Raw genomic sequence first — 23,266 nt, forward strand, 5'->3', positions numbered from 1 at the left:
TATCTACAATTATATAGACTATTTCCGTTTAAATAATTGCAGATAATCTACAATTATTTCATTAAATCTTCAATTTTTTGTTCTTTAAAAAACCTGGAAAGTGCGATCCGATGACTAAAGAAACCTCGATTCAGAGACGGAAGGTAGATAAGGATGAAAAAGAGTTCCAATTTGAAAGATAAAAACAATTCCGATCGGAAGGATTTGGACATCGATTTAGAAATCCTCGGGAAACTTGTGGTCGGGATCGGAGAAGTTTCGGAAATCACTCAAATCCCGATTCGAAAGATTCGCTACTGGGAAGAAAAAGGAATTATCAGTTCCGTCACGGAAGAAGAGGGAAAAAATAGAAGATACGATTATTTGAATATAAAGAAAATATTATTGATTAAGGAACTTTTGGACGAGGGTTTTACTCTCGAGGCGGCGGCTACTAAAGTGGAAAATCGAATCGCAACCGTCAATTCGGTATTTGAACGGCTCACACAATCTAAAAAGCCGAAAATTTAGAACAAAACTCGTCCTCAAAAGTGGAAGACGAGTTTTTTAAAACCTATTTAGAAGCAGCCGGTTCCCGGGAAACCACCTTGGAATAAACCTTGTAGAGCGATTTATTTCCTCCGGGCGGTTTGCCTATATCGATCCCGGCTTTCAAAAGTTCGGTTTTCAATTCCTTTCGAAACGCGTGGTAGTCGACCTCCACCGCGTGACGTTGCCCTCCTCCGAATGAAAAATGCGGATGTTCGATCTCGTTTTGAATCGCGGCTTTTAGATCTTTTGGTCTTTCATACTTTCCTAATATTTCCATACAAGCAAGTTTGGCCTGATAATCCGCCATCGGCCAAATACAACCGACGGGCTGAAAGAGTCCGATAAAATAAAGATTCTTATAATCGTTGTGCATCATTTTTCTAAAAAGCGGAATTTTTTCCACATGTTGAAAATCGATGAAAGACTTATCAAAAAAAGGAAACGTGGTCCAAAACCCGGTACAAGCGCAGATGATATCAAAGTGTTCTCTATCTCCGTTTACAAACTCGACTTCCTTTCCGTGAAGAGCTTTGATCGCAGGTCGCGGTTTGATTCTTCCATGACGTATAAAATCCAAAAGATCTGAGTTTAAGGTCGGGTGATGGCTCAAAGCCAAAGTTGTGTTTTCCGGAAGACCGTAATTCTTATAAGGTCCTTGGAGAATATGAAGAAGCTTGGTCAGAGCGAATTGTTTTATCTTGGACGGAATCCAGCTCGGAGTCAACGCGGCAAAAACATCGGAAGGCATTCCGAAGAGAAACTTTGGAAAGAACCACTGTGGACTTCTCATCGATAACTTTACTGTATTGGCGACACGCGCGGATTCTACGGCGACGTCGCACGCGGAATTCCCCGCACCTATGACTAAAACGTCTTTTCCCTTCCACTCGTTTGTAACTCCTTTGAAATCGTGAGAATGTATAAATTTTCCGGTAAACTTTCCCGGATACTCCGGATATTTCGGATTCCAGTGATGTCCGTTCGCGACCATAAGAACGTCAAAGATCTCAACCTTCTTCTTTTTGGAAGCGTCCAAATAATCGACCTTCCACTTTCCATCCTCCATTCTTGTAATCTTTTGGATCGTATGATTGAATCGAATTTTTTTATACACTCCGAAATGTTTCGAATACGATTCGAAATAAGCTTGGAGTTGTTTATGATTCGGATATTCGGGATAGTCTTCGGGCATCGGATAGTCTTCGTATTCGGACCAAGCTTTGGAGCTGATGATATGTGTGTTTTCATAAACGCTGGAATGTCCGGTTTTAGAATTGAATACCCAGTTTCCGCCGACCTTATCGTTCTTTTCGAAAACGACCACTTCCAATCCGTATTGAACGCAATTCTTTGCGGCGGCGATTCCGCTCGGACCCGCTCCCACTACGCAAACTTTGATATTCGGCTTCATCCAATTCTCCTTTACTTTCCCGAGAACATTCGTTGACGAATTCTCAAATCCAACAAATGTTACATTTTCGAAAGACCTTAGTGAATTCTCATTTGAGCGCAAGAATTTTTTGAACCTTGGAAAGAAACTATAAATAACAGATGTTAGACCTTAAATCAAAAACAAAAAAACATCCGAATTCTAAGAATCTAAAATCTCAGACAAAGTCGAGAGTTCCTCTGCAGGAGCGTTCCCAACAAAGGGTTGCGATCGTTTTAGAAACCGCAGAGAGAATTTTAGAAAAGATTGGCCCCGAAGAGACTTCGATCCCGGAAATTGCAAAGGTTTCCGGAATTCCAAGGGCGAGCATATATCAATTTTTTCCGGACAAGTATGCGCTTTTTACATATCTCGCCGAAAGACATCTCGCAAAAGTCGGAGAGATTCTCGCGACCAAGGGCGCGAAAAATCCGAAAGTTCAATGGGAGAAATTGGTCGGCGTTTTGGTAAACGCGGCCTCGGATTATTACGATTCTACGCCGGTCGCCAGCATGCTTGTGTTAGGCGGTCCTTTTAGCAGAAACGCCTATCTCGCTCAGGAGATTACGATCGACCATATCGGTGAGGGAGTTCGCGTTCAACTGGCAAATCTGGATTCTCCCTTGATTCTTCCCAAGAAGCCGGACGTTGCGACGCTCGGAGTGGAAATCGCTTTTGCGTGTATGAAAAGGGGTTATTATCAAGAGAATAAAATTTCAAAGATGATGAGGGCCCAAGCCGCAAACGCCGTGATCTCTTATTTTCATAATTGGTCGAAGTAGCGTCATCGCTTGTTTCGAAATTCTTATTCTATGATTCCGTTTTGATCTGAGTGTTTTTGCGATTTTCAAAACATTCTTCTTTTTTGTCACAGAACCGAAAGAGACCCGTCTTCTTTTTTAGAAAAGGAGATATTATGGAAACCAGATTGAATTACGCGAAGGTTTATCCTGAGTCGTTACAGGCTATGTTGAAGATGGAAAACTTTGCAAAACAAGGTGGAATCGAGCCCGTTCTTTATGAATTGATTAAGATCCGTTCTTCTCAGATCAACGGTTGCGCTTATTGTATCGATATGCATACCAAAGATCTGAGAGCCATGGGGGAAGCCGAAAAAAGGATCTACCTTTTGGATGCATGGAGAGAAGCAACTTTCTATTCCGAAAAAGAAAAGGCCGCTCTCGAATTAACCGAAAAGATTACGAAAATTTCGGAGGTCGGAGTTCCGGATGAAACCTATGAGAGAGTGAGAAAACATTTCGGAGAAAAAGAATTCGTAGCGCTCATCCTTGTGATCAACACGATCAACTCTTGGAATCGACTCGCGATCGCCACGAGAATGCACGCAAACTGAAGTTTTTTTATGTGAGAACTTTTGTTTTTTAGAATGTGATAAGAAGACTTTGCCGACGTTAGAAATAATTCTCCGTCTGCAAAGACGACTCATAAAAATTGGATTTTCCGGTTTGTGGGAACTCCCTCTTTTTTAAAACAAAGACATCGTTGCAGAACCGAACGAAAGTGGGAACTCCTCATCAATAGTCTTCGTCGGACCAGCCTACGTTGTTTAAAAAATCCTCATAAGAACCGTCGAAGATCCGAATCGTATCGTTATCGAAAACAATCAGTTTCGTCGCAACGGCGCGGAGGTGCATCTCGTTGTGAGTCACCATGATCACGGAACCTTCAAACTCGTCTATGGCTTCGATGAGAGAATCGCAAGATTGCATGTCCAAGTGGTTGGTAGGTTCATCCAGATAGAGGAGATGACAAGGAGTTACAAGAATTTTACCCAGAAGAACTCGACTTTTTTCACCACCGGATAAAACCTTAATCTTTTTGAGGGCTTGATCTTCGGAAAACATAAGACCGCCAGCGATATTTCTCGCTTGCCATTCCGTGCAGGACTTATCCGAACTCATAATCTCTTCCACGACGGTCGCATTCTCGTTTAGATTGAGTTTGTTCGTCTGTCCGAAATATCCTTCTTTTAAGATAGGATGTTTTTTGACCGTTCCAGAAGAGGGAACGTTTTCACCCGCGAACATCTTTAGAAGCGTAGATTTACCTTTTCCATTCTTACCGATGATACAAATACGATCCCGATTTCCAACGCTGATCGAAAAATTCTCGATCAAAAAAGGTTCTTTGCCGTCGTAAGAAAAAGAAAGATCCTCTGCGGAAAGCATCTGACTCGCGGCAAAGGGGGCGCTGTTGAAATACAATTCCATATCCTGGATCTGTTCAAGGGCCTTCATCTCTCCTTGTTTTTCCAACTTCTTCACACGAGACTGAGCGCGGCTCGCAAAGCTTGCTTTTGCTTTGAACTTCGCGATAAAAATTTCTTCCTGCTTCCTTTTTTTAGCCTCATTCAGACGAGTTTTCTCGTAGATTTCTTCGGACTGATTGATCTGGCTGTAGAGTTTTTCCGTATCACCCTGAACTTTGATCGCCTTTGTTCTGTGAATCGCAACGGTGTGAGTTACGACTGCGTCCATAAAACTTCTATCATGAGTTACTAATATGATTTCGCCTTCCCATTCTCTAAGGAATTCTTCCAGCCAACGAATCGTAACGATATCGAGATAGTTGTTCGGCTCGTCGAGCATGAGCATATCGGGAGCTGAGACGAGAAGTTTTGCGAGATTCATCCGAATCTGATAACCTCCCGAAAACTCGGAGGGATTCCGTTCCATATCCGCTTCGGAAAAACCAAGACCGGAAAGAATTTTCTCCACCTGCCAGGTTTCGTATTCTTCCCCTTCCGGAAGACCGAGGGCACATTCTTCCAAAACGGTCGGTTTTGTAAAATGAAGATGCTGCTGGAGATGCCCGATCTTATAACCTTTGGGAACGGAAATCGTACCGGAATCGGCCTCCACAGTCCCAAGAATCATCTGAAAGAGAGTCGATTTTCCGTGACCGTTGCGGCCGACCAGGCCGACCCTTTCTCCGCGATTGATCGTGAGACTGAGATCGTCAAAGAGAACTTTCGAAGTAAACGCCTTATTCAGGCCTGTAATTTTAATCATCTTAAGAATACTCGCAAAGAAACAAAAAAATTTACCGCGTCCGATCGAGTTTCTGAAAACAAGATCGAAGAAAAACAAAGAGAAAGAAAAAACAAAAAAGAAACCTACCGAGAAGGCCCTTTCTAGCCAAATTTATAGAGAAGCCCTGTATTTCACTCAAAAATAGTCCCTTTCCCCCTTTTCAAAGAAAGGAAAATGAATACTTGATTGCGGAACTCGAAAAAAAGGAAAGGATTTTCAGAATGGAAAACAAACAAAAATACAATACGATAAATAAAAATGATCAGGATGACAGATTGATCGCATCGAGAGCCTTGCTATCTTTCGATGATATACAAAAGATCTACGAGTTTGACGGAAGCGAGAAGATAACAAAAAGAAGCGGAAAATTTTTACATTTGAGTCGCTATAAAAATCTTAACATCTCCGGCTTTCTCCTTACGTGGAGATAATTTCGTTCTCAAAAATGCCGTTCAAGGGATTCATAAAGATTTAAATATTCTAATATTATAATGCAATCCTTTATCCTTATAAGGTTTGGGCGTTCCCCACACGAATTCTAATGATAAAAGAATCGGTCCGAAAAAGAAAAGGCGCCACATTTTCGATTCGTGTGGGTCGGGCTTTCTCCAGGCTCCGCTTCGCTCCGGCCCTTCACGGGCCGCTAACGCGCCTTCCGAATCCCTAACGCGGGGGAAGAAAGAGAGAAAGGTTAAATAAACCGGGAAGAATCGCGGAAAGAGACCATCTATGACTTCCCAAAAAAAGTTTCAACAAATCGAAAAGGGACGGCCATAGCGTCGTTTAACCTTTCTTCCGTAAAGACAAACATCCGAGCAATGGATCATTCTACGTCTTTGACGCTCCAAGCCCAAAAGATAAAAACAAGTTGAAATGGAAGACGTGCGTAAAGAGCCCAGACGGGAACTCCAAAGTCGGTTCCCGAAAGCGCGGCTTGGAGCATGTAGACGTTTGCCGGAAGGACCGCGATCAAAAGCGCGATGATTCCAAAACTTGCCAATCTTCGAAGCGGTTGTAAGAAGAGTGCCAAGCCCAATACGATCTCGGCAATTCCACTCACGTAGTTCAAAAGAGAATGGTAAGGAAGATAGGGCGGAATCATTCTCAAATAAAAAGGCGGATTGAGAAAATGATTGAGGCCCGCAAAAACGTAAAAAACAGCCATCGCAAACAAAAGAATTTTTTTCATAAAATCTCCGATTGAGGAAGGATCGTATGTTAAGCTAAAAAAGGAAATATATTTTACAGACTTATCGATAAATACATTCCGATGGAAAATTTCTAAAAACCTCGTAACCCGGAAACCAAGAAAACGTCGGAGCGGATCCAGAGAGAATCTATGAATCCGCCACAACCTCAAAAAAATATCTTACGGAACCTTTCCTCCGTCACCACGACAGAAAACATACGCATAATACGATTTTGCGCTCTTTGATGCTTCGATAAGATTATTACCCCTAAAACAATCGGCCGGAGGATATTTTTTTACCGGGGGACCATTATCCGGAAAATAAGTTACCTCGCATATCAAAGGCTGATAACCTGCATCACACAACATTGGCCGGAACACGACACAACTAGTAACACAATCCGCTTGTGGAGAAGGCTCTTCAGAAAGAACGTTTAGCTTTGTGCGGTTGTTATCGACCGTTTTCTTTTCGGCTCCGCTCAGCTTGTTTTCTTTAGCGACAGACTCCTTGGGCGTTTCTTTGGAAGGTTCTAAAACCAAGGCAAGGATAGAATTTCCTTCCCGGCCCAATTCTCCGGAGGCTCTCGATTCGCAACCGACCAAAACTGATAACGCGATCAGCACGGCTAAATACTTCTTTTTTCGATCTACATTCATAGATTTATCCTTACGATGTTTTTCATCATTACTCGCGCAGTCCGTTATTTTATAGAACGAACATTACTTGTTTTTATTATATTCAAAAATCGTTTTGTATTTTTTAGAGACCAAATCGAATTCGATTCAAGAATAAAGACACAACTTTTTCACATTTAAAATCCTTTTGGAATCAGTGCCGCCTGATACAGAAACAAACCTTAATAATGGAGCCTAAAGATTGAATCGAAAGAATTTTTCAGATTCGCCGCATCGATCAAGAGATCGAAAATAGAAAATATATCGGACGGAGTTTATTCGATCCTCGAAGCGGCTCAAGATAAGACCGGAGCCTCGAGGATCGATTCTTACAAAACTCGCGTTGAAATAAAATCGAGATGCTAAAATCCGAATAAAAAAAAGGCCCTTCCACTCCATCCATAACCTTACCAAGAAGTTATCTGGATCGGAAGAAAATCTGTCGGAACTACGACGTCCCCCATGAAAGTCGCGCGCCCCGCCCGATTTTCGGGTGGAGGGGCGGGTGGTGGAAAAAACCACGGCGGACTTTCCTATATCACAAAATTTTAATCTTGCAAGCACAAATCCCTGTGTAGGAACTCCGACAAATTCTTTTCCTCGGGACGATTCTCGCTATATCCCCTCTCAACTTGTGAGTAAGGTTATGCCCTCATCCAACGACGCTTATCGTTCAAATGCGGAAGATTCGAAAGAGGAGATGACTTCGCTCTTAGTTGTCTAAAGAGAAACCTGAGCCAAGCCGGCAAATTTCGACTAACGTTCCGGATGGCTAGGCTAATCAATCCTTCTAATTACGGGCTTCGTAGACGATGTTAAAAGGAGATTCAGAGGCTCTACGGAATCGGCTAAAACCACCCTTGGTAACAACTTCTCGTAGACGAGCTTCACCGGCCTGCGCACCCAGACCTAAAGCCACTTCTTGACTTAAGGAGCTAGGTGTACAAAACATAGTCGATGCCGCATAGTAGACTCTTCCGATAGGATTCAAATTTTGTTCGAGTTGATCGTGTGCAAAAGGCTCTACGATAATGACGGAACCGTCTTTGTTCAAGGATTTCCGCGCGTGTGTGACAGCCCCAACCGGATCTCCCATATCGTGAAGACAATCAAACATCGCAACTAAATCATACCCTCCAACCGGATAATCCTTAGCGGTCGCAACTTCGAAGGTTACATTCTGAATACCCGCGTTACGCGCTGCTTCGCGCGCCTTTTCAATGGAAGGAGCGTGAGCGTCGAAACCGTAAAAATGAGAATTCGGAAATTCTTGAGCCAAAATGATCGTGGAAGTACCGAAACCACAGCCAACATCCGCGGCTTTTGCACCCTTCTTCAACTTATCCACCATACCATTTTCAAGAGAGGGAAGCCATACTTGAATGAGCTGAGAAAGATAGGTAGGTCTAAAAAACTTAGCGGTTGCACAGAAAATATGTTCGTGCTGATCACCCCAAGGAACACCCTCTCCGGTTCGAAATGCTTCCGCCAACTTGGGAACGGCGGCATACATCGCGGAGATACCGTAAAATCCTCCCATCAAATAAGCGGGACTGTCCTCATTATTAAAGATCATGGCTTGCTCCGGTGAGATGGAAAATTTTTTCTCCGCCGGATCATACTGAAGATATTCCGCGGCAGCCTGAGCAGACAACCACTCGCGCGCATAACGTTCGTTTGTATTGGTAGCCTGAGCCAATTCAGACGAGGTTAGAGGACCTTTTGCAAGAGCTCTATAATAACCTAACTTCTCTCCCATGAGCACAAGCGCACCGCTATATCCGGCGGAAATTTCGCCGAAAATTTTTCCAACGATTTGCTCTAATTTCGTTTGATCAAATGTCATAATCATCTGTCCTTAAATTCTAATTCAATATTGGTTACGTGAAAACTCAAAGTAGTATCCTCTACTTAAGTATTTTGGCAGACTATCTTCCCAATTTCTTTTCGTTGATTGCTTTTCGAAATGAAAACCATATAGGGAACAAACGTAACAAAAATGGAAACGACCTGAATTTAGTTCAATATCCAAACAATTTATACACAAATCAGATAAATTCAATTTTTAGAATATTCGGAATTAAACATATCTCACAAGGAATGAAAGTCGATACCGAGTTTAGAATTTAAAACGGCAATAAGGATAAAAGAAGGCCGCGAATACTAAGGAACGCTCGATTCTTTCCGAATATCCCAAGTGTTCCTTGCAGAATCACTTGGATATCCATAAGAACAAACCCCAACCGATCAAGGCGATTCCAGTCGTTTTTCGAATCGAAAATTTACCGTCGATCCACTTTTCCGCCAAGACCAAAACGGTAAGACCGATCATCCAGGAAAGACTCATCACCCCTCCGACGAACATAAGAGCCATCAAAAGGAGACAACATCCCACGCAGTAAACCCCTTGAGACCAACCCATCTGAAATGCGCCTAACGCACCTTCCTTCCAAGAGGTGAGAAAAAAACCAAGAGGAGATTTACACTGAGAAAGACATTTGTCTTTGAGACCGCTAAACTGAAAAATTCCCGTCGTAATGAGAAGTCCCCCGCTCCATTCCATCGAGTAAAAAGAAAGATTGGAAGAAAGTAAGTTCAACCTCAAAAGAAGAAACTGAAGCGACGTTCCCAAAAGGCTATATCCCGCCCAAGCAGAAAGATAACCCAGGACGATATAAATTCCATTTCCGATTCCGAAAAAAGAAATCCTCCGGTTTTTACTTTGATCCATCTTCGTAAACAAAAGGACCGATTTCAAAAAGGAAGGAAGCATCATCGCAACCATCATTAGAACCCACATGCAAAAATTGAGAATCCCCGAGATAAATGAGAAAGTGTTAGAATGTTTTCCGCAGTGATAGTTTCCTCCCCAGTGCATCCAGGACATATCATACATCGCCATCCAAGCAACAAAGAGAAGCACGAGCATCAGCCCCAAAAGAACAATCTGCTCCAAATTCAAACGATACTGAAATACTCTACCAAAGGCTTTCATTTTCTTAACCCTTCCATTGGAAGGGTCCCAAGAATCCGTTCTTACCGGAATTTTCCCAATCGAATTCATAATCTTTCACCGTCGCTTTTGCTGTGATTCCAGGTGCAATCTTTTGCGCTACGTGAGCGACGTTGTCGATCCAGACGGTTCTCCCTCGATGTCCGCGGATCGACTCGAGTCGAACGTCCACGAGATTCGGAATCTTCAGTTCTCTCGTCTTATCCCCTTTGAGTTCGTATTGAATCGGAACTCTTTTCGCGCCTAAGAATTTTGTAGTAAGGGATTTCATATACTCCGGAGCCCCGCCCATCTCTCCCGAAAAAATGCGAAAGAGAGAATCGAACTGTTCTTCGTTTGCACGTTCGTCTATATAAAGGCCCGTAGTCCAAGATACGTCCGCCATCGGCCCCGGAGTAAGAACGAGCATCGCGACGTTCAGATCCTTTAACTGAACTCCGTAACATTCACCTTCTTTAATATGAAACGCTAGCACACTCTGACAATGACCGTACGTAGGCTCCGCTTTGAAACCGCTCAAGAGACAAGGGCAAAAACTTTCACAACTACAGTGCTCGAAATAATCCCCTTCCAAAAACCATCTTCTTTCCTGACCCATACAATCCTCCCTCTCCAAAGTCCGTCGTCTCGTATTAGAGTCAAAGCTCTCAAACGAAGAAACGGAAATGGATTTAGTTTTATCTAATATTCTAAACCAACTCAAAATTTTCCCGAAAATAATCTTCCAATCTTTTGATTCCGTATTTCGGCCCTATAATGTCTAATGTGTGAACGACGTTCCCAAAACGGAGAAACTGGAAAATTCTCCGATTGAAAGGTTGCAAAAATCGAATCAAGATTCGGTTCAAAAAGATCGGTATATGAAAAAGCTTTTGATCCTTTCCTGCGACTCGAAGAGCGAGTTCCGTGATCTCGTCTCTCGAGAAAATATCCGGACCACCGATATTCATTTCTTCTAAATCGATTTTCAGAGCCTCCACCACCGCTCTTGCTACGTCCTGCTCGTGAATGGGATTGATTCTTACCTTTCCTTCCCCGAGGACGACTCCGATTCCCTTTTTTGCAAACGTCAAAAAGCTAAGAAGAATGGAAAAGAACGCCGTAGGTCGAACGATCGTAAAACGAAGCCCCGAATTTCGGATCGCTTCCGAAATTTTCTCGTGACTCTGAATGTATTCCGTTTTTTGAATTCCTTCCACGCGCAAAAAAGAGACGTAAATAAACTTGGAGACACGTTCCCGAACTGCCGCATCAAGAACGTTTCGATTTCCGGTAAAATTGATCTCTTCGAAGGTATGTTTATCTTGAAAATTCTTAAGATCGAGACTCGCCCCGGCACAGGAAATGACCGCGTCCATTCCTGAAACAGCGGAATTCAGACTCTGAGGATCGAAAAGATCACCTAATACCGATTCGTCGAAAGGCGCGTTCAAACTTTTCAGTTTAGAAGGAGATCGTGAGAGAACTCGAATCCAATACCCCTGTCTCCGCAATTCTTCGATCACGAATTTTCCTAAACTTCCCGTAGCTCCCAGAACCAAGATTCGTTTCATATTCCACCCTCAAAAATAGACGCTTAAGTCTACTTTTAGATTTCAGAAGTAGACGAATTCGTCTACTAAAAAATAGACAAATGCGTCTATTTTTTAATGCCCTTTTAGGGAGAATTTAGAAGATGAACGAGAAATCGGTCAAAATCGGGGAATTTCATGAAAACTCGGGAAAAAATCATCCAAGCCGCAGACGAACTTTTTTACGAACGGGGTTTTGCAAACACGGGCGTGAACGATCTCCTGGAAAGATCGGGAGTTCACAAAGGAAGTTTTTACAAATACTTTCGAGAAAAAGGAGACGTGGGTTTGGAATACCTTCGCCTTCGAAGGGAAAGAAATGCGGAACTCTTTCGTGCTTTGACGAGTCGTTATTCCGACTTCAGTCAGTTGGTCAAAGCTTGGGTTGTTTTGTTACGCAAAGAAGCAAAGGCCGATCGTCTCAAAGGTTGTCCTTTTGCGATGTTTGCGAATCAGACATTCTCTTCCCCTCTTTCTCTCGAAGAAAAACAATTCGCCGATGCAAATCGCCAGATCCGCGAGGTCGTTTGCGATTGGGAGGAAATTTTCTCTTCCTATCTTCGAAACTCCACCACCGGAAAAAAAGATACGTTATCCGAAACGGAGATTCAATCCTTCGTTAGAAGAATTGTAATTCTTTATGAAGGTTCGATCCAAGTTTATTTTATGACGGGGAGAGAAGAATATCTGAAAGAGTTTCAGGAGAGCTTGTTGATGTTGGGGAAGTTTTATGGAAGGGTGTGAGTTGGAGGAGTAAAGAACGGAGAAAAAACCCGATTCTTTTTTATTCGTATACAAGAATATCTCTTTGTTTATTAGTAAAATAGAATGAGCCGGACTGCGCCTAACGTTTTCCAAAGAAACAGATTCTAAAAAGTCGTTGCCTTCATTCTAATTTATTAAACCTTGTCAAGGCAATGTTCACTCAAACTAAAATCAGAATTCTTATTGTTTCAACCGCGCTTTTCTTTTTCAATCCTGCTTTACTGTGTTCCCAAAAGGAGAGAAAGTAGTTGCGACCAAAGTTTTGGAAGACAAAACAACAGCAGAAGAATCGGAAGCCAATTCATTAGAGATGAAGCTCAACGGAGAAAAACTTACGTTCTCGGTTCGATCCTGGATCGAAAGAAAAAACGTCCGCAAAATGAATCTCGTGGATTCCATCCGTACGGAACAAGATTACAGACTATCGATAAATTTAAAGTTTTTGGTAAGGGAAGCGAAGGAGTTAAGTGGTTTCTCTTAACGTCACCTCTTTGGTTTCCCTTTATGCTTTTAGAATTGCCTACCCTTCCATTTCGTCTCATGAGCGACAACAATGAAAAATCTTATGAAAAAATAGAATCATCGGAAGGTGAAAAAATCAGAAGTATTCCTTCCAAAGGTTTCTTCCTTGAGATTTATACTTCAAACAACGAAGAGGAAAAAACCGTTTTGGACTTGGTGGATAAGGGGAAGAATTCGATTTCTCTGAGAACCTTTTTTGATGAGATAGGACAAGACGGATCAATCGTGTATGACGTAATTCGTGGTCAAGAAAAGGTTTTATCCGGAGTTTTTTCCATTTCTAAATTAGCGGAGACTGACCCGAAAGTTGAGAATTTACTTTCTAAACTTCTGTTGGAAAAGAATCGGAAATTGAAGTCATACTGCGAGAAAAATTTTCGCAAGTTCCACCATTTTCAGAAAAAAGCCGGAGCGTTTTTGAGCGGAATCGTTTTGGAAGCCGCTTGCGAAAAAAACTTTCCGCAAGATCCGATCGCCGCAGACGAATGCAAACAAAAGTATCACGACTGCGTCCCGTTTTTAGACGAGAATGAGTAAAAGATAAAATATCTCCTTTTGAAATCGGCCTCCATTTTCCATAAGAAATTTGAGCGCTGATTTCAATTAGAATTCTCGTTTCGATCAGCCGATGGACTTGGCTATATTACGAAAATCTATCCTACTAAGCGCATTTCAAACGTTCAAATTTATTTTATGACCCGTGGAGAGGAATCCTTGGAAGAGTTTCAAGGGAGAACGTGAGTTGATTTGCTTTGTGAACTGTCAGACTAAAATTCACAAACTCATTCGTGACACAAAAAAACTGAGTCCTATAATTGCATGCCACTCACTTTCTATTATTTGACATATAAGATATAGATTTGATATTGTGGCTCCATCCGGATTGCGAAGCCAGATTGAGTCGTAAGAGAGGGCCGGAAGACGATTTGATAAAATTTCTACAAACGATGAATCATGATTTGTATCTTTAACTTAAAAGGAAATTCTACGTTTTAACTTATGGAATTTCCGGCAATCATTGATAATAACAACGAAGACTCACAACTTGCAACGGTCCTAAATCGTTTCCTCCTGCCATACGCAAAAAATATTAACGCGGCAGTCGGATACTTTTATTTTAGCGGTTTTGATTTGATTGCTCCCGGTCTTTTACAGAATCCGAGATTTCAAAACTTAGATTCGATCTTGGAAAACTCAATCCGAATCATTATGAGTCCTAGGACAGATAAATATACGGCAAAATTACTGAACGCAGGCTATCAGCTGAGTGCCGATGATCAGGTTCGAGATATTATAGGACAAATTGAATCAGATATTGCAGGCCGAGATTTAACAAACGTAACATTTTTTTTAGAATTATTAAAACGCAAAATTTTAAACATAAAATTGTATACTGAGGATTTTTTCCACGCAAAGGCATACTTAGCGGAATTGAGTCTTCAGAACGGAACACATTACCATTCTATCGTAGGTTCTTCTAATTTTAGCGAATCAGGCTTTACGGATAATCGAGAACTCAACCTGACGAATTCCGACAAACTTCATTATGATCATCTTCTCAACTGGTTTGAGAAAATTTGGGATTCTTCGACCGTAGACTTAAATGAGTCTTTAATACAAATCGTTGATGCGGAGCGCAGAGGACGAGCAAATGATCGCCCATCTTCCATCGCACTTTCCCCTTTTGAGCTCTATCTATTTCTAATTCAACATTACTTAGGCCAACTTACCAAGGATAGATTAGAAAAAACGGATTTATTAGCGGAATTTCAGCAAGTTGGTGCTGAAAACGTATTAGGAAAGCTTGAAATTTTAGGAGGGGCAATCGTTTCCGATTCTGTGGGTTTAGGTAAAACATTTACTGCAGGAGAAGTGATTCGACGCTTCCGCGAAAAGGAAAATCGAGTTCTGATCGTCGCGCCACCTACGCTGATTCCCCAATGGAAAGAAACCTTAGAAACATATTTTAATATTCCAGAATCGGATTCAGTTCAATTTCTTTCCCAAGGAAAATTAAGCCAAGAAAGGGAGGACGATTTTCAGACTTTTAAAGCAGGGAAAGAATTCGGTCTCATAGTAATAGATGAAGCCCATCGTGCAAGAAACCGCGATACTTTGTTGTATCAAAATTTACGGAAACTACAGCCTCAAAATTTGTCGCAGAGATCCGCGATCTTATTATTGACAGCAACTCCGTTTAACAATTCGATTCGAGACTTACAAAACCTTGTCAATTTATGCACGACCGATGCGAAACTATACGCGGCAGGTTTTAGTCCGAACGCATTTGATAAATTTCACGAAAAAATTAAATCCCTAAAGTCCGAGAAAAATATTTCCAGTTTAAGTTCCGATGCTGAATTTCAAAAATCCATTCAAGAAATCAGAAATTTATTAAATGGAATTATGCTATTGAGAATGCGTTCTTCAATCAAAAAGAATTATAAGAATCTTACAGTTGCAGGAAAAGCATTAGAATTTCAAGACCCTGAGGTAAAAAGATTAAACTATTCTTATTTAAGCAATCATCACGATATTTTTAAAGAACTCGGGAGTTTTTTGGAAAAGCTTCATCTTCCTCATATCATCCTTTCCAACCCGAAGGCCGGAAAAACCCTCTCCTATTTATATGTTCTGCTTCTATATAAACGAATAGAATCCAGTTTATATTCGTTTTATACTTCTTTGCTCAATATTATTCAGAAGGAAAAAGAGCTCCTTAAAGAATTAGAATCAGGCGATTCGATTGAAGACCTACTTCGAAAATACAATCGATACCGATTACAATCCGAGATCATCGAGTCCGACGAATCGTCTCCCCTTTTTGAAGACCCGTCCGAATCCGATGAGGAAGAAAATGAGAAAAATTCTACGCTGGAATTTACTGCAGTAGAAGTACGATCTTGGATAGAAAATGACATCTTAGAAATTAGTAGCTTCATCGAACGTCATCTGAAACCGCTTCAAAAAGATCCCGAAAAACCGATTAGTTTAGTGGACCCGAAATTAGGAACTTTTGTCCAAACACTTAAGTCCGCTCGTTTTCGAAAGTGCATGACGTTTACTGAATATAAAGATACGGCAAAATACCTTGAATATCATTTAAAAAATACGGAATCCGGTCCAGGTAATTTTAGAATCGAAATGGTTACTTCGGGCGACCCAGAGCTCAAACAAAAATTGTCAAGGTTTGCGCCGCGTGGACAAAGAGCTGAGATCTCTCCCGAGGACGAATTGGACGTTCTAATCGCTACGGACGTACTTGCAGAAGGTGTAAATCTGCAAGACGCTGATTTATTGGTTAACTTTGATCTCCCTTGGAATCCTATGAGAATCGTTCAGCGAGTCGGCCGAGTCAATCGTATCGGATCGGAAAATCGAGTCACCGTTTTGAATATGACCCCCGATGACGAAGTCTTAAACGGTTTTTTAAAACTCTTGGATATACTATCATCCAAAGTGGAACAAGTTGCAATCCTTCTCGGAAAAGAAATGGCGATCCTTTCTAGTGAAGACGAACATATCGACGTTCGTGAAATTGGCGAAGAAATCCAAACCATTCGCAACGCAGGTTCCGTAGATGAATTGGAAGACCTATCACACAAGACAAGTGTCTTTAACGGAATCGAAGGAGAGACTGAGGAAGATCATTTCCGCTCTCGATTGCAATTTTCCGCAGTAAAAAATCGGATCCGACCAGAAGACTTTGATATAATACCCGAAACCAATCAGACTCGCTCTTACTATACGGTTTTTAGCGAAAAACCGAACGCGGCATACGTATTATACGAAATTTTTGGACGAAGAGGAAACCATAAAGACCTTCTTTCCAGACATTGGATTCTCTCTTCGCAGGACGAGCTAAAAGAAGAGTTCCCATATCCATTTATTGATGCGACAATTTCATCGAACTCGTCGATGCAAGGTTCAAGAACGATTCAACTCAACGAATTGGAAAACAAGGCAGATCAAGAATTCAATCGGATTTTAGAAGAAAGAAAGAACAGATTCAAACCGGGCGCCGCCGGAAGGAACCTTAGACAGATCAAAGCGAAAATACAAAGCCTCGTAATAGCGATCATTGATTCTATTTTGAAAAAAAATGGGCAACAGAGTCTGACATTTCAAGAACAAGATGAAACTTTTATTTCGGAAATGGACCGATTAAAGGGAAACGGACTCGAGATCGTTCAAGAGATACGAGACATTTTTGGAAGACATCCCTTTTCTAACGCGCAACTAACGTATCTGCGAAACCAATTTAAAAAAATGGGAATCAATCCGGACATGTCAGTTTCATCGGTTCAATACAAGGATTTCGCACAAGTATTAGCGGATTTTTATGACAATCATATCATCTCCGAGCCAACGCTCAGAGGTACAATCTATAAACGAGACGAGATTATAGGAAAAAGAATTCTTACAATCTTTCTTTAGGAGAACATGAGTAAAATAGATAGGCTGAAAGAAATCTTTCAAAAGGCGAATTCATTAGATAGCGTACTTACTCTTTTTCAAGAGCTCAAATTTCCAGTTCAAAAAGAAGAAAATTCTCTCATTGTAGAAATGGACGAGAACGGCTTTCTCGAAGTCTGTATTTTTTCGAATCGGACCGAAATTGAAAAACTAACCGCGCAACATATATATCAGAGAATCGGAATATTAGCGATTTCATCTGACTTTGAGGAATGGATCTTCTTAAGAAAAGGAATGGAAGATAAGATCCGAATCCAACGTTATAAGGTCAAACGCTCATCCATCCTAGAAACTTCGAATCCGGTCGCTTTACAAAGAATTTCGAAACTTACTTTTGGGGATCCGTCCAAATTCGAGGACTTGTTCGATAGAAAGGATATTTCCAAAAAATTCTACCAAGAGTTCAACCGTCAGAAAATCGCTTTGGGTAATTCGATTCACGGAATTACGAACCCGGAAGACAAAAAACTCTATGCACAAATACTTTTAGATCGATTGATCTTTTTGTTCTTTCTACAATCTAAAAATCTTCTAAACGAAAATCCGAGATACTTTGCGGAAAAATATCGCGAATATTCGAAAAAGAAAAACGCATTTTACGAAACATTCCTAAAGGAATTATTCTTCAATGCCCTCTGTCGAAAAGAACGAGATCACTCAACGCTGGAGGTTGTCGGACAAACGATCCCTTATCTGAATGGAGGTTTGTTTCTTAAACATGAGTTGGAGGAACGATATCCTAAGATTCAAGTCGCGAACGAATCCTTTGCCGAAATCTTTCAATTCTTTGAATCCTGGAATTGGAACGTAAATGAAAGATCGGAAACGGATGAAGATTCCATCGATCCTTATATCCTCGGTTATATTTTCGAAAATACGTTAGTCGACAACAAATCAGGCGGGGTCTATTATACTCCAGCCTCCCTCTCGCAATTTCTATCCGACGAAACAATCGAAGGTCATTTGTTCCAGGAGATAAATCGAAAATCCACTTCGGGACCTTATAAAAACACAAAAGAATTTATCGAAAAGGCAACCGAGAAGGAATTATTATTCTTTTATCAAGCCTTAAGTACGATTACAGTCTGCGACCCAGCCTGCGGATCGGGGCAATTTTTAGTACAAGCCTTACATTCTCTCTCATCTTATCACTCCCAATTGGCAGAGAGGATTCGGAAGGAGGATTGGGAAGAACTCAAAGAATTTATACAAAGAGATTATTCCCTCGAAAAGAATCCGATCTATGGAATCCGTCGTCATATCGCGGCAAAAAATTTATACGGCGTGGACATTCTACCCGAAGCCGCGGAAATCACAAAGCTGCGACTCTTCTTGGCAATGGTGGAAGGAATCGGGAACAGTTCGGATTCCCTGGAACCACTCCCCAATATCGACTTTCACATTCGGAGTGGAAACTCCCTCACCGGTTTTCTTTTTTTACCGGAAGATTTTTTCAAGGCGCTTTCCGAGACCCAATCCGGCGCCAAACGAAAAAAAGATTCCGCTTTTGAAGGAATTTTGGATTTCGGAGACGCGGAGAGCAAGATGCTCAAAAAAGATAAACTCGTCAGCCGTTATACGAACGAACCGAATCCGGAAAAAGCACTGCAACTCCGAAAAGAAATCCGAGAAATCGATTTAGAATTACAGAATATACTCAATCAACGACTGGAACAAAAGATGTCGGAATGGAAGGTTCGACCGAAAAAGAAAATCGATTTTATCGATGAAAAAAAAGATCTCAAAGCAAAGGAAATTCTCAATCGATTTGTTCTGAAATCCGAGGATACAAAACCATTTCACTACGGCATGGAATTCTCGACCATTCTCCATCCATCCAAACCGAACCTGCCCGGATTTGATATCGTATTGATGAACCCCCCTTGGGAGGTTTGGAAACCGAATTCACAGGAATTCTTCGAAGAATTGATCCCGCAATTTCGTGCATTGGATAAAAACGAGGCGCGTAAAGCCGTCTCCAGTCTGTTTCAACAAAAACCTAAGATCAAAGAAGAATGGCTCCGCTACTGCGCTCAATTGACTTCCACAGCGGAATTTTTTCGCAACTCCGAATTTTTTCCCCATCGCGGAAGCGGAGATGTCAACCTCTACAAGCTCTTTTTGGAGCGTGGTTGGAATCTTCTCAAAGAAGGAGGCTCTTTGGGAATTGTAATCCCAGCGGGATTGTATTCTGATCTGGGTTCCAAGGACTTACGAAAGATGCTCTTCCAGGAAGGGAAAATTCAATTCCTCTATGGGTTTGAGAATTCAAAAGCGTTATTCGACAACGTTCATCGAAGTTTTAAATTTCTCCTTCTTTCGGCGAACAAACAGACCGATTCTCCCGGGCTGTTTGTGCCGGCGACGTTTATGCTCCATACGGAATCGGACCTTTTATCGGTTCACGAGACCAACCAGAAAAGGCAACAGAACCTTTCGAATGGACTCGCTTCCGATCCGTCTTTGGACCAGCGCTTTTTAAATCTTCCGATCGAATTGATCACCCGCTTGAGTCCGGATTCCTGGAGTCTAATGGAATTCAAATCGGATACGGATATCGGCATCGTAGAAAAAATGGCGAGGTATCCGCGTCTCGCAGAAGAATTGGAAGGAACCTGGAATGTGAAATTATCCAGAGAGTTTGATATGACAAATGACTCTCATCTCTTTTTTACACAAGAGGATTTGAAAAAGCAAGGTGCCCAATACGATCCGGAAACGATGATCTGGAAAAAGGGAAAGGAAGAATGGTGGCCTTTGTATGAAGGGCGCATGGTGACTCAGTATGACCATCGAGCCGCAAGTTATGTAAGTGGATCGCAACGATCCGCAGTTTGGAATTATTGCGATTACCCTAAATTGGATATAATAAATCCACATTATTGGATTGTTCCGCAGGAAAAGGGTAAAATCGGATATAAGATTTACATATGCGATGTCACGGCCTCTTCCAATAAAAGAACCGGATTAGCTACAATTGTAAAAAGAAACCAGTCTTCTGGAAATTCACTTTCAATTATCGATTGTGATCACCCGCAAATTAACTTGTTGCTAACTGCGTTTATTAATAGTTTTTCTCTGGATTTTTATGTGAGATTGCGAATTCCAGGTAATCATTATAACCAAGCAGTTATTTTTGATCTTCCCACTCCGCGATTTCTAATTGAAGACTCAATAATTCGCAAAGGAAATCGCATACAAGCCTCACAACATTACTTAGCATTCCAAAATAAATTAATCCAATCTACTGCCCAGCTTATCTGTACTACTCCTGCTTTCGACGAACTCCTCCAAGAAGTTTTCGGACCTCAAGCGAACTACAAAACTCACGGTGTCACGGATCCGGTGCAAAGACAAATTCTCAAAAACCAAATCGATGCGATGGTCGCGAAAATTTACGATTTGGAAGAAGCGGAGTTGAAACATATCCTTTCTACGTTTCCGCTGGTGGAGGAAGAAATCAAGGAAGGCGTTTTAGAGGAATGGAGAAAGTTGGGATAGGAGATGACGATTAAGGATTTACACAAGAATCCTTTTGGAGATTCCACACTCACAAAGTTAATTCTATATCGAAATTATTTAGAAGTATGGTTACCTACATTCATCATGCAGGATCAATTTCGAACCATTCAAATCTTCGATTTTTTTGCGGGTCCGGGCTTCGATACTTCACAGCGACCCGGAAGTCCTATTCTAACCTTAGAAACGATTCTACGATTTAAAAACGAGTTGGATCAAAAACCAACTCATACCATTCTCTATTTAAATGAATACAAGAATTCAAAATTCGATTCTTTAAAAAAGAATGTATCCGAATTTTTAAAAAATCATAAAGAATTGGATCCGTATCTGACCGTGAAATTTTCTAGCGAGGATTTTGAAAATTCTTATATAAAAGTTCGCGATCAGTTTGAGAATGGCTTTCCCTCTCTGCTTTTCCTAGATCAAAATGGTATTAAATTCGTTTCTGAGTCTCGATTTCAGGAAATCATTCGCTTTGAAAGGACTGATTTTCTTTTCTTTATTTCTTCAGCGCATTTATATCGCTTCAGCGAGCATGATTCATTTCTCAAACATTTGAATATATCTCAGGAAGATTTAGAAAATTCTCCTTACAGAACCTTTCATAGAACTGTAGTTGATCATTTTAGAAAATTGATACCAGCAAATTCCAAGTTTAAAATATTTCCATTTTCACTTAAAAAAGGTCCGAATATTCACGGCCTAATATTCGGTGCTTCGCACATAGCCGCGTTTTGTAAATTTCTCGAGATAGCTTGGAAAGTAAATCCGATCAATGGAGATGCAAATTTTGACATAGATTCTGATTTCGAGAAACAGGCATCGAACGAACTTTTCCAAGAATTAAAATTGAAAACTAAAATCGAGTTATTCAAAGATCAACTGGTAAACAAAATCAAAAGTGGTTCAATTAACAACAGTCTTGAACTCTTCGAATTTACGATCTATTCAGGACATTTACCGAATCATGCGAGAGATGTTATCAATTCTTTGAAGGCAGATGGAACGATTCGATTTTCCGGAAACATGCCCATTAGCTACGACGCATATAAACGAAAGGAGCGAAAAACCTGGGAACTCATCTGAATTCAATTACTGATCTTGCCATATCCCTCCGATAAATAATTTAGAAGAGAGGATTTATGAGCAGTCACACTAATATAGAATGGACAGATGCAACCTGGAACCCGACCCGAGGGTGTTCTAAAATTAGCCCTGGCTGTAAAAACTGCTACGCGGAAACTTTAGCAGAAAGATTTCGAGGAGTTTCCGGACATCCATTTGAATTTGGATTCGACCTACGGATGGTTCCAGAAAAGCTTTATGAACCTATAAAATGGCAAACTCCAAAAAAAATCTTCGTTAACTCTATGAGCGATCTTTTTCATAAAGATATTCCGGATTCGTATATATATAAAGTATTTTCCGTTATGAAACATGCGGATTGGCATATTTACCAAATCCTTACAAAAAGACCGGAGCGGATGAAAGAACTTTTCGATTCGGTTTTAAGGGAGTTTTCGAAATTCAAACATATTTGGTGCGGAGTAAGCGTTGAAGATCGAAAATATGGTCTCCCTAGAATTGAAATCTTACAGAAAACGAATATTTCAACTCGCTTTTTATCTATCGAACCATTACTTGAAGACTTAGGTATATTCGACCTGAATAATATTGATTGGGTAATTGTTGGCGGAGAAAGTGGTCCGCGAAGTAGACCAATTGAAGAAAGCTGGGTAATTTCCATTAAAGACCAATGTAAAAAAAAACAAGTTCCCTTCTTTTTTAAACAATGGGGCGGGGTCAGGAAAAATACTACCGGAAGAACTCTTCTTGGAAAAACATTCGATGAATTTCCAAAGATACAAAAAAAAGATGCCCCTATTCGTTCCAAAATACTTGATAAACTTCGTATAGCAAAACAAATCGCTTAACTTATTTTATTTTTAAATAATCGAATACTTTTGCCAGTTTTTCTATTTAAAATAACTAGATCACAACGATCTTTTAGTAAAACCGATTCATGCAATATCAATTTTTTAAGGCAATTTATCCCGGTGGTTCTTTACTTCGTATTCCGCACAAACCCTAATCTTAGAATCTTTTTTTAACCCGGCCTTGAATTTCATACCTTATTTTGAGCTGACCGAACAGTTACGCCAATGCACCAGCCTTTTCTTATAATACATAACATTAGTCTTTCAAACAGAAAGCCCAACGCGATAAACGATGTCTGCAATGCATCTCATACACCTCATATTAAAGATTCATTATGCCAAATTTTTTAATTCTATCAAACTAGAATAAAAGAAAGCTATGTAACCGATTCGCTTCTCAACACTTCAAATACGTCTAACTCGATCCACCTGGCATAAAAAATCCAGACTTCAATGTCCTGGCCTTCGTGAGTCCTGTACGACAAAGATATACTTAGTTCGCCTCTACTTTGTTTTCATATCTATAAAATCATTTTAATTTCAGTTCAGGCTTGAAATGAAAAAAGCCAAGCTCTGTGTAGCT

At 40.8% G+C, this 23,266-nt stretch carries 18 protein-coding genes; 10 read left to right on the forward strand and 8 right to left on the reverse strand.

Features of this window, described 5'->3' with window-relative positions; genetic code table 11:
* Window positions 1-153 precede the first annotated feature (153 nt).
* Complete coding sequence (locus JWG45_RS01820) at window positions 154-510, forward strand: MerR family transcriptional regulator (protein WP_205278077.1); 357 nt, start codon at window positions 154-156, stop codon at window positions 508-510.
* A 43-nt stretch (window positions 511-553) separates the two neighbouring features.
* On the opposite strand, the gene JWG45_RS01825 is transcribed toward JWG45_RS01820, so the two are convergent.
* Window positions 554-1,942 (reverse strand): flavin-containing monooxygenase, encoded by a 1,389-nt coding sequence (locus JWG45_RS01825; RefSeq protein WP_205278078.1) that lies wholly within the window; start codon window positions 1,940-1,942, stop codon window positions 554-556.
* Between the two features lie 140 nt (window positions 1,943-2,082).
* On the opposite strand from JWG45_RS01825, the gene JWG45_RS01830 reads away from it, so the two are divergent.
* Together JWG45_RS01830 and JWG45_RS01835 are read left to right on the forward strand one after the other, a co-directional pair.
* Window positions 2,083-2,742, forward strand: a complete 660-nt coding sequence (locus tag JWG45_RS01830) for a TetR/AcrR family transcriptional regulator (protein WP_205278079.1) — start codon at window positions 2,083-2,085, stop codon at window positions 2,740-2,742.
* Between the two features lie 134 nt (window positions 2,743-2,876).
* Window positions 2,877-3,314 (forward strand): carboxymuconolactone decarboxylase family protein, encoded by a 438-nt coding sequence (locus JWG45_RS01835; protein WP_205278080.1) that lies wholly within the window; start codon window positions 2,877-2,879, stop codon window positions 3,312-3,314.
* Window positions 3,315-3,495: 181 nt separating this feature from the next.
* Here the strand turns inward: JWG45_RS01835 and JWG45_RS01840 are convergent, their stop codons facing one another.
* A complete protein-coding gene (locus JWG45_RS01840; protein WP_205278081.1) occupies window positions 3,496-4,992 on the reverse strand; it encodes an ABC-F family ATP-binding cassette domain-containing protein in 1,497 nt (498 codons plus the stop codon).
* A gap of 242 nt (window positions 4,993-5,234) precedes the next feature.
* Between JWG45_RS01840 and JWG45_RS01845 the strand changes: the two genes are divergently transcribed.
* Entirely contained in the window at window positions 5,235-5,444 is a 210-nt protein-coding gene (locus JWG45_RS01845) for a hypothetical protein (RefSeq protein WP_205278082.1), read from the forward strand.
* A gap of 392 nt (window positions 5,445-5,836) precedes the next feature.
* On the opposite strand, the gene JWG45_RS01850 is transcribed toward JWG45_RS01845, so the two are convergent.
* The 6 genes from JWG45_RS01850 to JWG45_RS01875 all read right to left on the reverse strand — a co-directional run bounded on the left by JWG45_RS01850 (window position 5,837) and on the right by JWG45_RS01875 (window position 11,443).
* Window positions 5,837-6,202 carry a DoxX family protein gene (locus JWG45_RS01850; protein ID WP_232380463.1) on the reverse strand — a complete coding sequence of 122 codons (366 nt, stop codon included), beginning with the start codon at window positions 6,200-6,202 and terminating at the stop codon, window positions 5,837-5,839.
* A 180-nt stretch (window positions 6,203-6,382) separates the two neighbouring features.
* Window positions 6,383-6,859 carry a hypothetical protein gene (locus tag JWG45_RS01855; protein ID WP_205278083.1) on the reverse strand — a complete coding sequence of 159 codons (477 nt, stop codon included), beginning with the start codon at window positions 6,857-6,859 and terminating at the stop codon, window positions 6,383-6,385.
* Window positions 6,860-7,667: 808 nt separating this feature from the next.
* Complete coding sequence (locus JWG45_RS01860) at window positions 7,668-8,723, reverse strand: class I SAM-dependent methyltransferase (RefSeq protein WP_205278084.1); 1,056 nt, start codon at window positions 8,721-8,723, stop codon at window positions 7,668-7,670.
* Window positions 8,724-9,089: 366 nt separating this feature from the next.
* On the reverse strand, window positions 9,090-9,941 hold the full coding sequence (locus tag JWG45_RS01865) for a DUF2182 domain-containing protein (protein ID WP_205278085.1): 852 nt from the start codon (window positions 9,939-9,941) through the stop codon (window positions 9,090-9,092).
* Window positions 9,877-10,488 carry a DUF1326 domain-containing protein gene (locus JWG45_RS01870; protein ID WP_205278086.1) on the reverse strand — a complete coding sequence of 204 codons (612 nt, stop codon included), beginning with the start codon at window positions 10,486-10,488 and terminating at the stop codon, window positions 9,877-9,879. The genes JWG45_RS01865 and JWG45_RS01870 overlap by 65 nt, the downstream gene beginning before the upstream one ends.
* Before the next feature lie 91 nt (window positions 10,489-10,579).
* Window positions 10,580-11,443, reverse strand: a complete 864-nt coding sequence (locus JWG45_RS01875; RefSeq protein ID WP_205278087.1) for an SDR family oxidoreductase — start codon at window positions 11,441-11,443, stop codon at window positions 10,580-10,582.
* A 156-nt stretch (window positions 11,444-11,599) separates the two neighbouring features.
* Between JWG45_RS01875 and JWG45_RS01880 the strand changes: the two genes are divergently transcribed.
* From JWG45_RS01880 to JWG45_RS01905, 6 genes are all read left to right on the forward strand, one after another.
* Complete coding sequence (locus JWG45_RS01880) at window positions 11,600-12,205, forward strand: TetR/AcrR family transcriptional regulator (RefSeq protein ID WP_205278088.1); 606 nt, start codon at window positions 11,600-11,602, stop codon at window positions 12,203-12,205.
* A gap of 525 nt (window positions 12,206-12,730) precedes the next feature.
* Window positions 12,731-13,285, forward strand: coding sequence for a hypothetical protein (locus JWG45_RS01885; protein WP_205278089.1), 555 nt, complete (start codon window positions 12,731-12,733; stop codon window positions 13,283-13,285).
* A gap of 462 nt (window positions 13,286-13,747) precedes the next feature.
* Entirely contained in the window at window positions 13,748-17,185 is a 3,438-nt protein-coding gene (locus JWG45_RS01890; protein WP_205278090.1) for a helicase-related protein, read from the forward strand.
* A gap of 6 nt (window positions 17,186-17,191) precedes the next feature.
* Window positions 17,192-20,725 carry an Eco57I restriction-modification methylase domain-containing protein gene (locus JWG45_RS01895; RefSeq protein ID WP_205278091.1) on the forward strand — a complete coding sequence of 1,178 codons (3,534 nt, stop codon included), beginning with the start codon at window positions 17,192-17,194 and terminating at the stop codon, window positions 20,723-20,725.
* 3 nt (window positions 20,726-20,728) lie between these two features.
* Window positions 20,729-21,832 carry a three-Cys-motif partner protein TcmP gene (gene tcmP, locus JWG45_RS01900; protein ID WP_205278092.1) on the forward strand — a complete coding sequence of 368 codons (1,104 nt, stop codon included), beginning with the start codon at window positions 20,729-20,731 and terminating at the stop codon, window positions 21,830-21,832.
* A gap of 56 nt (window positions 21,833-21,888) precedes the next feature.
* On the forward strand, window positions 21,889-22,680 hold the full coding sequence (locus JWG45_RS01905) for a DUF5131 family protein (protein ID WP_205278093.1): 792 nt from the start codon (window positions 21,889-21,891) through the stop codon (window positions 22,678-22,680).
* Window positions 22,681-23,266: the final 586 nt, after the last annotated feature.

It is taken from the genome of Leptospira ainlahdjerensis, assembly GCF_016919175.1.
GTDB lineage: Bacteria > Spirochaetota > Leptospiria > Leptospirales > Leptospiraceae > Leptospira > Leptospira ainlahdjerensis.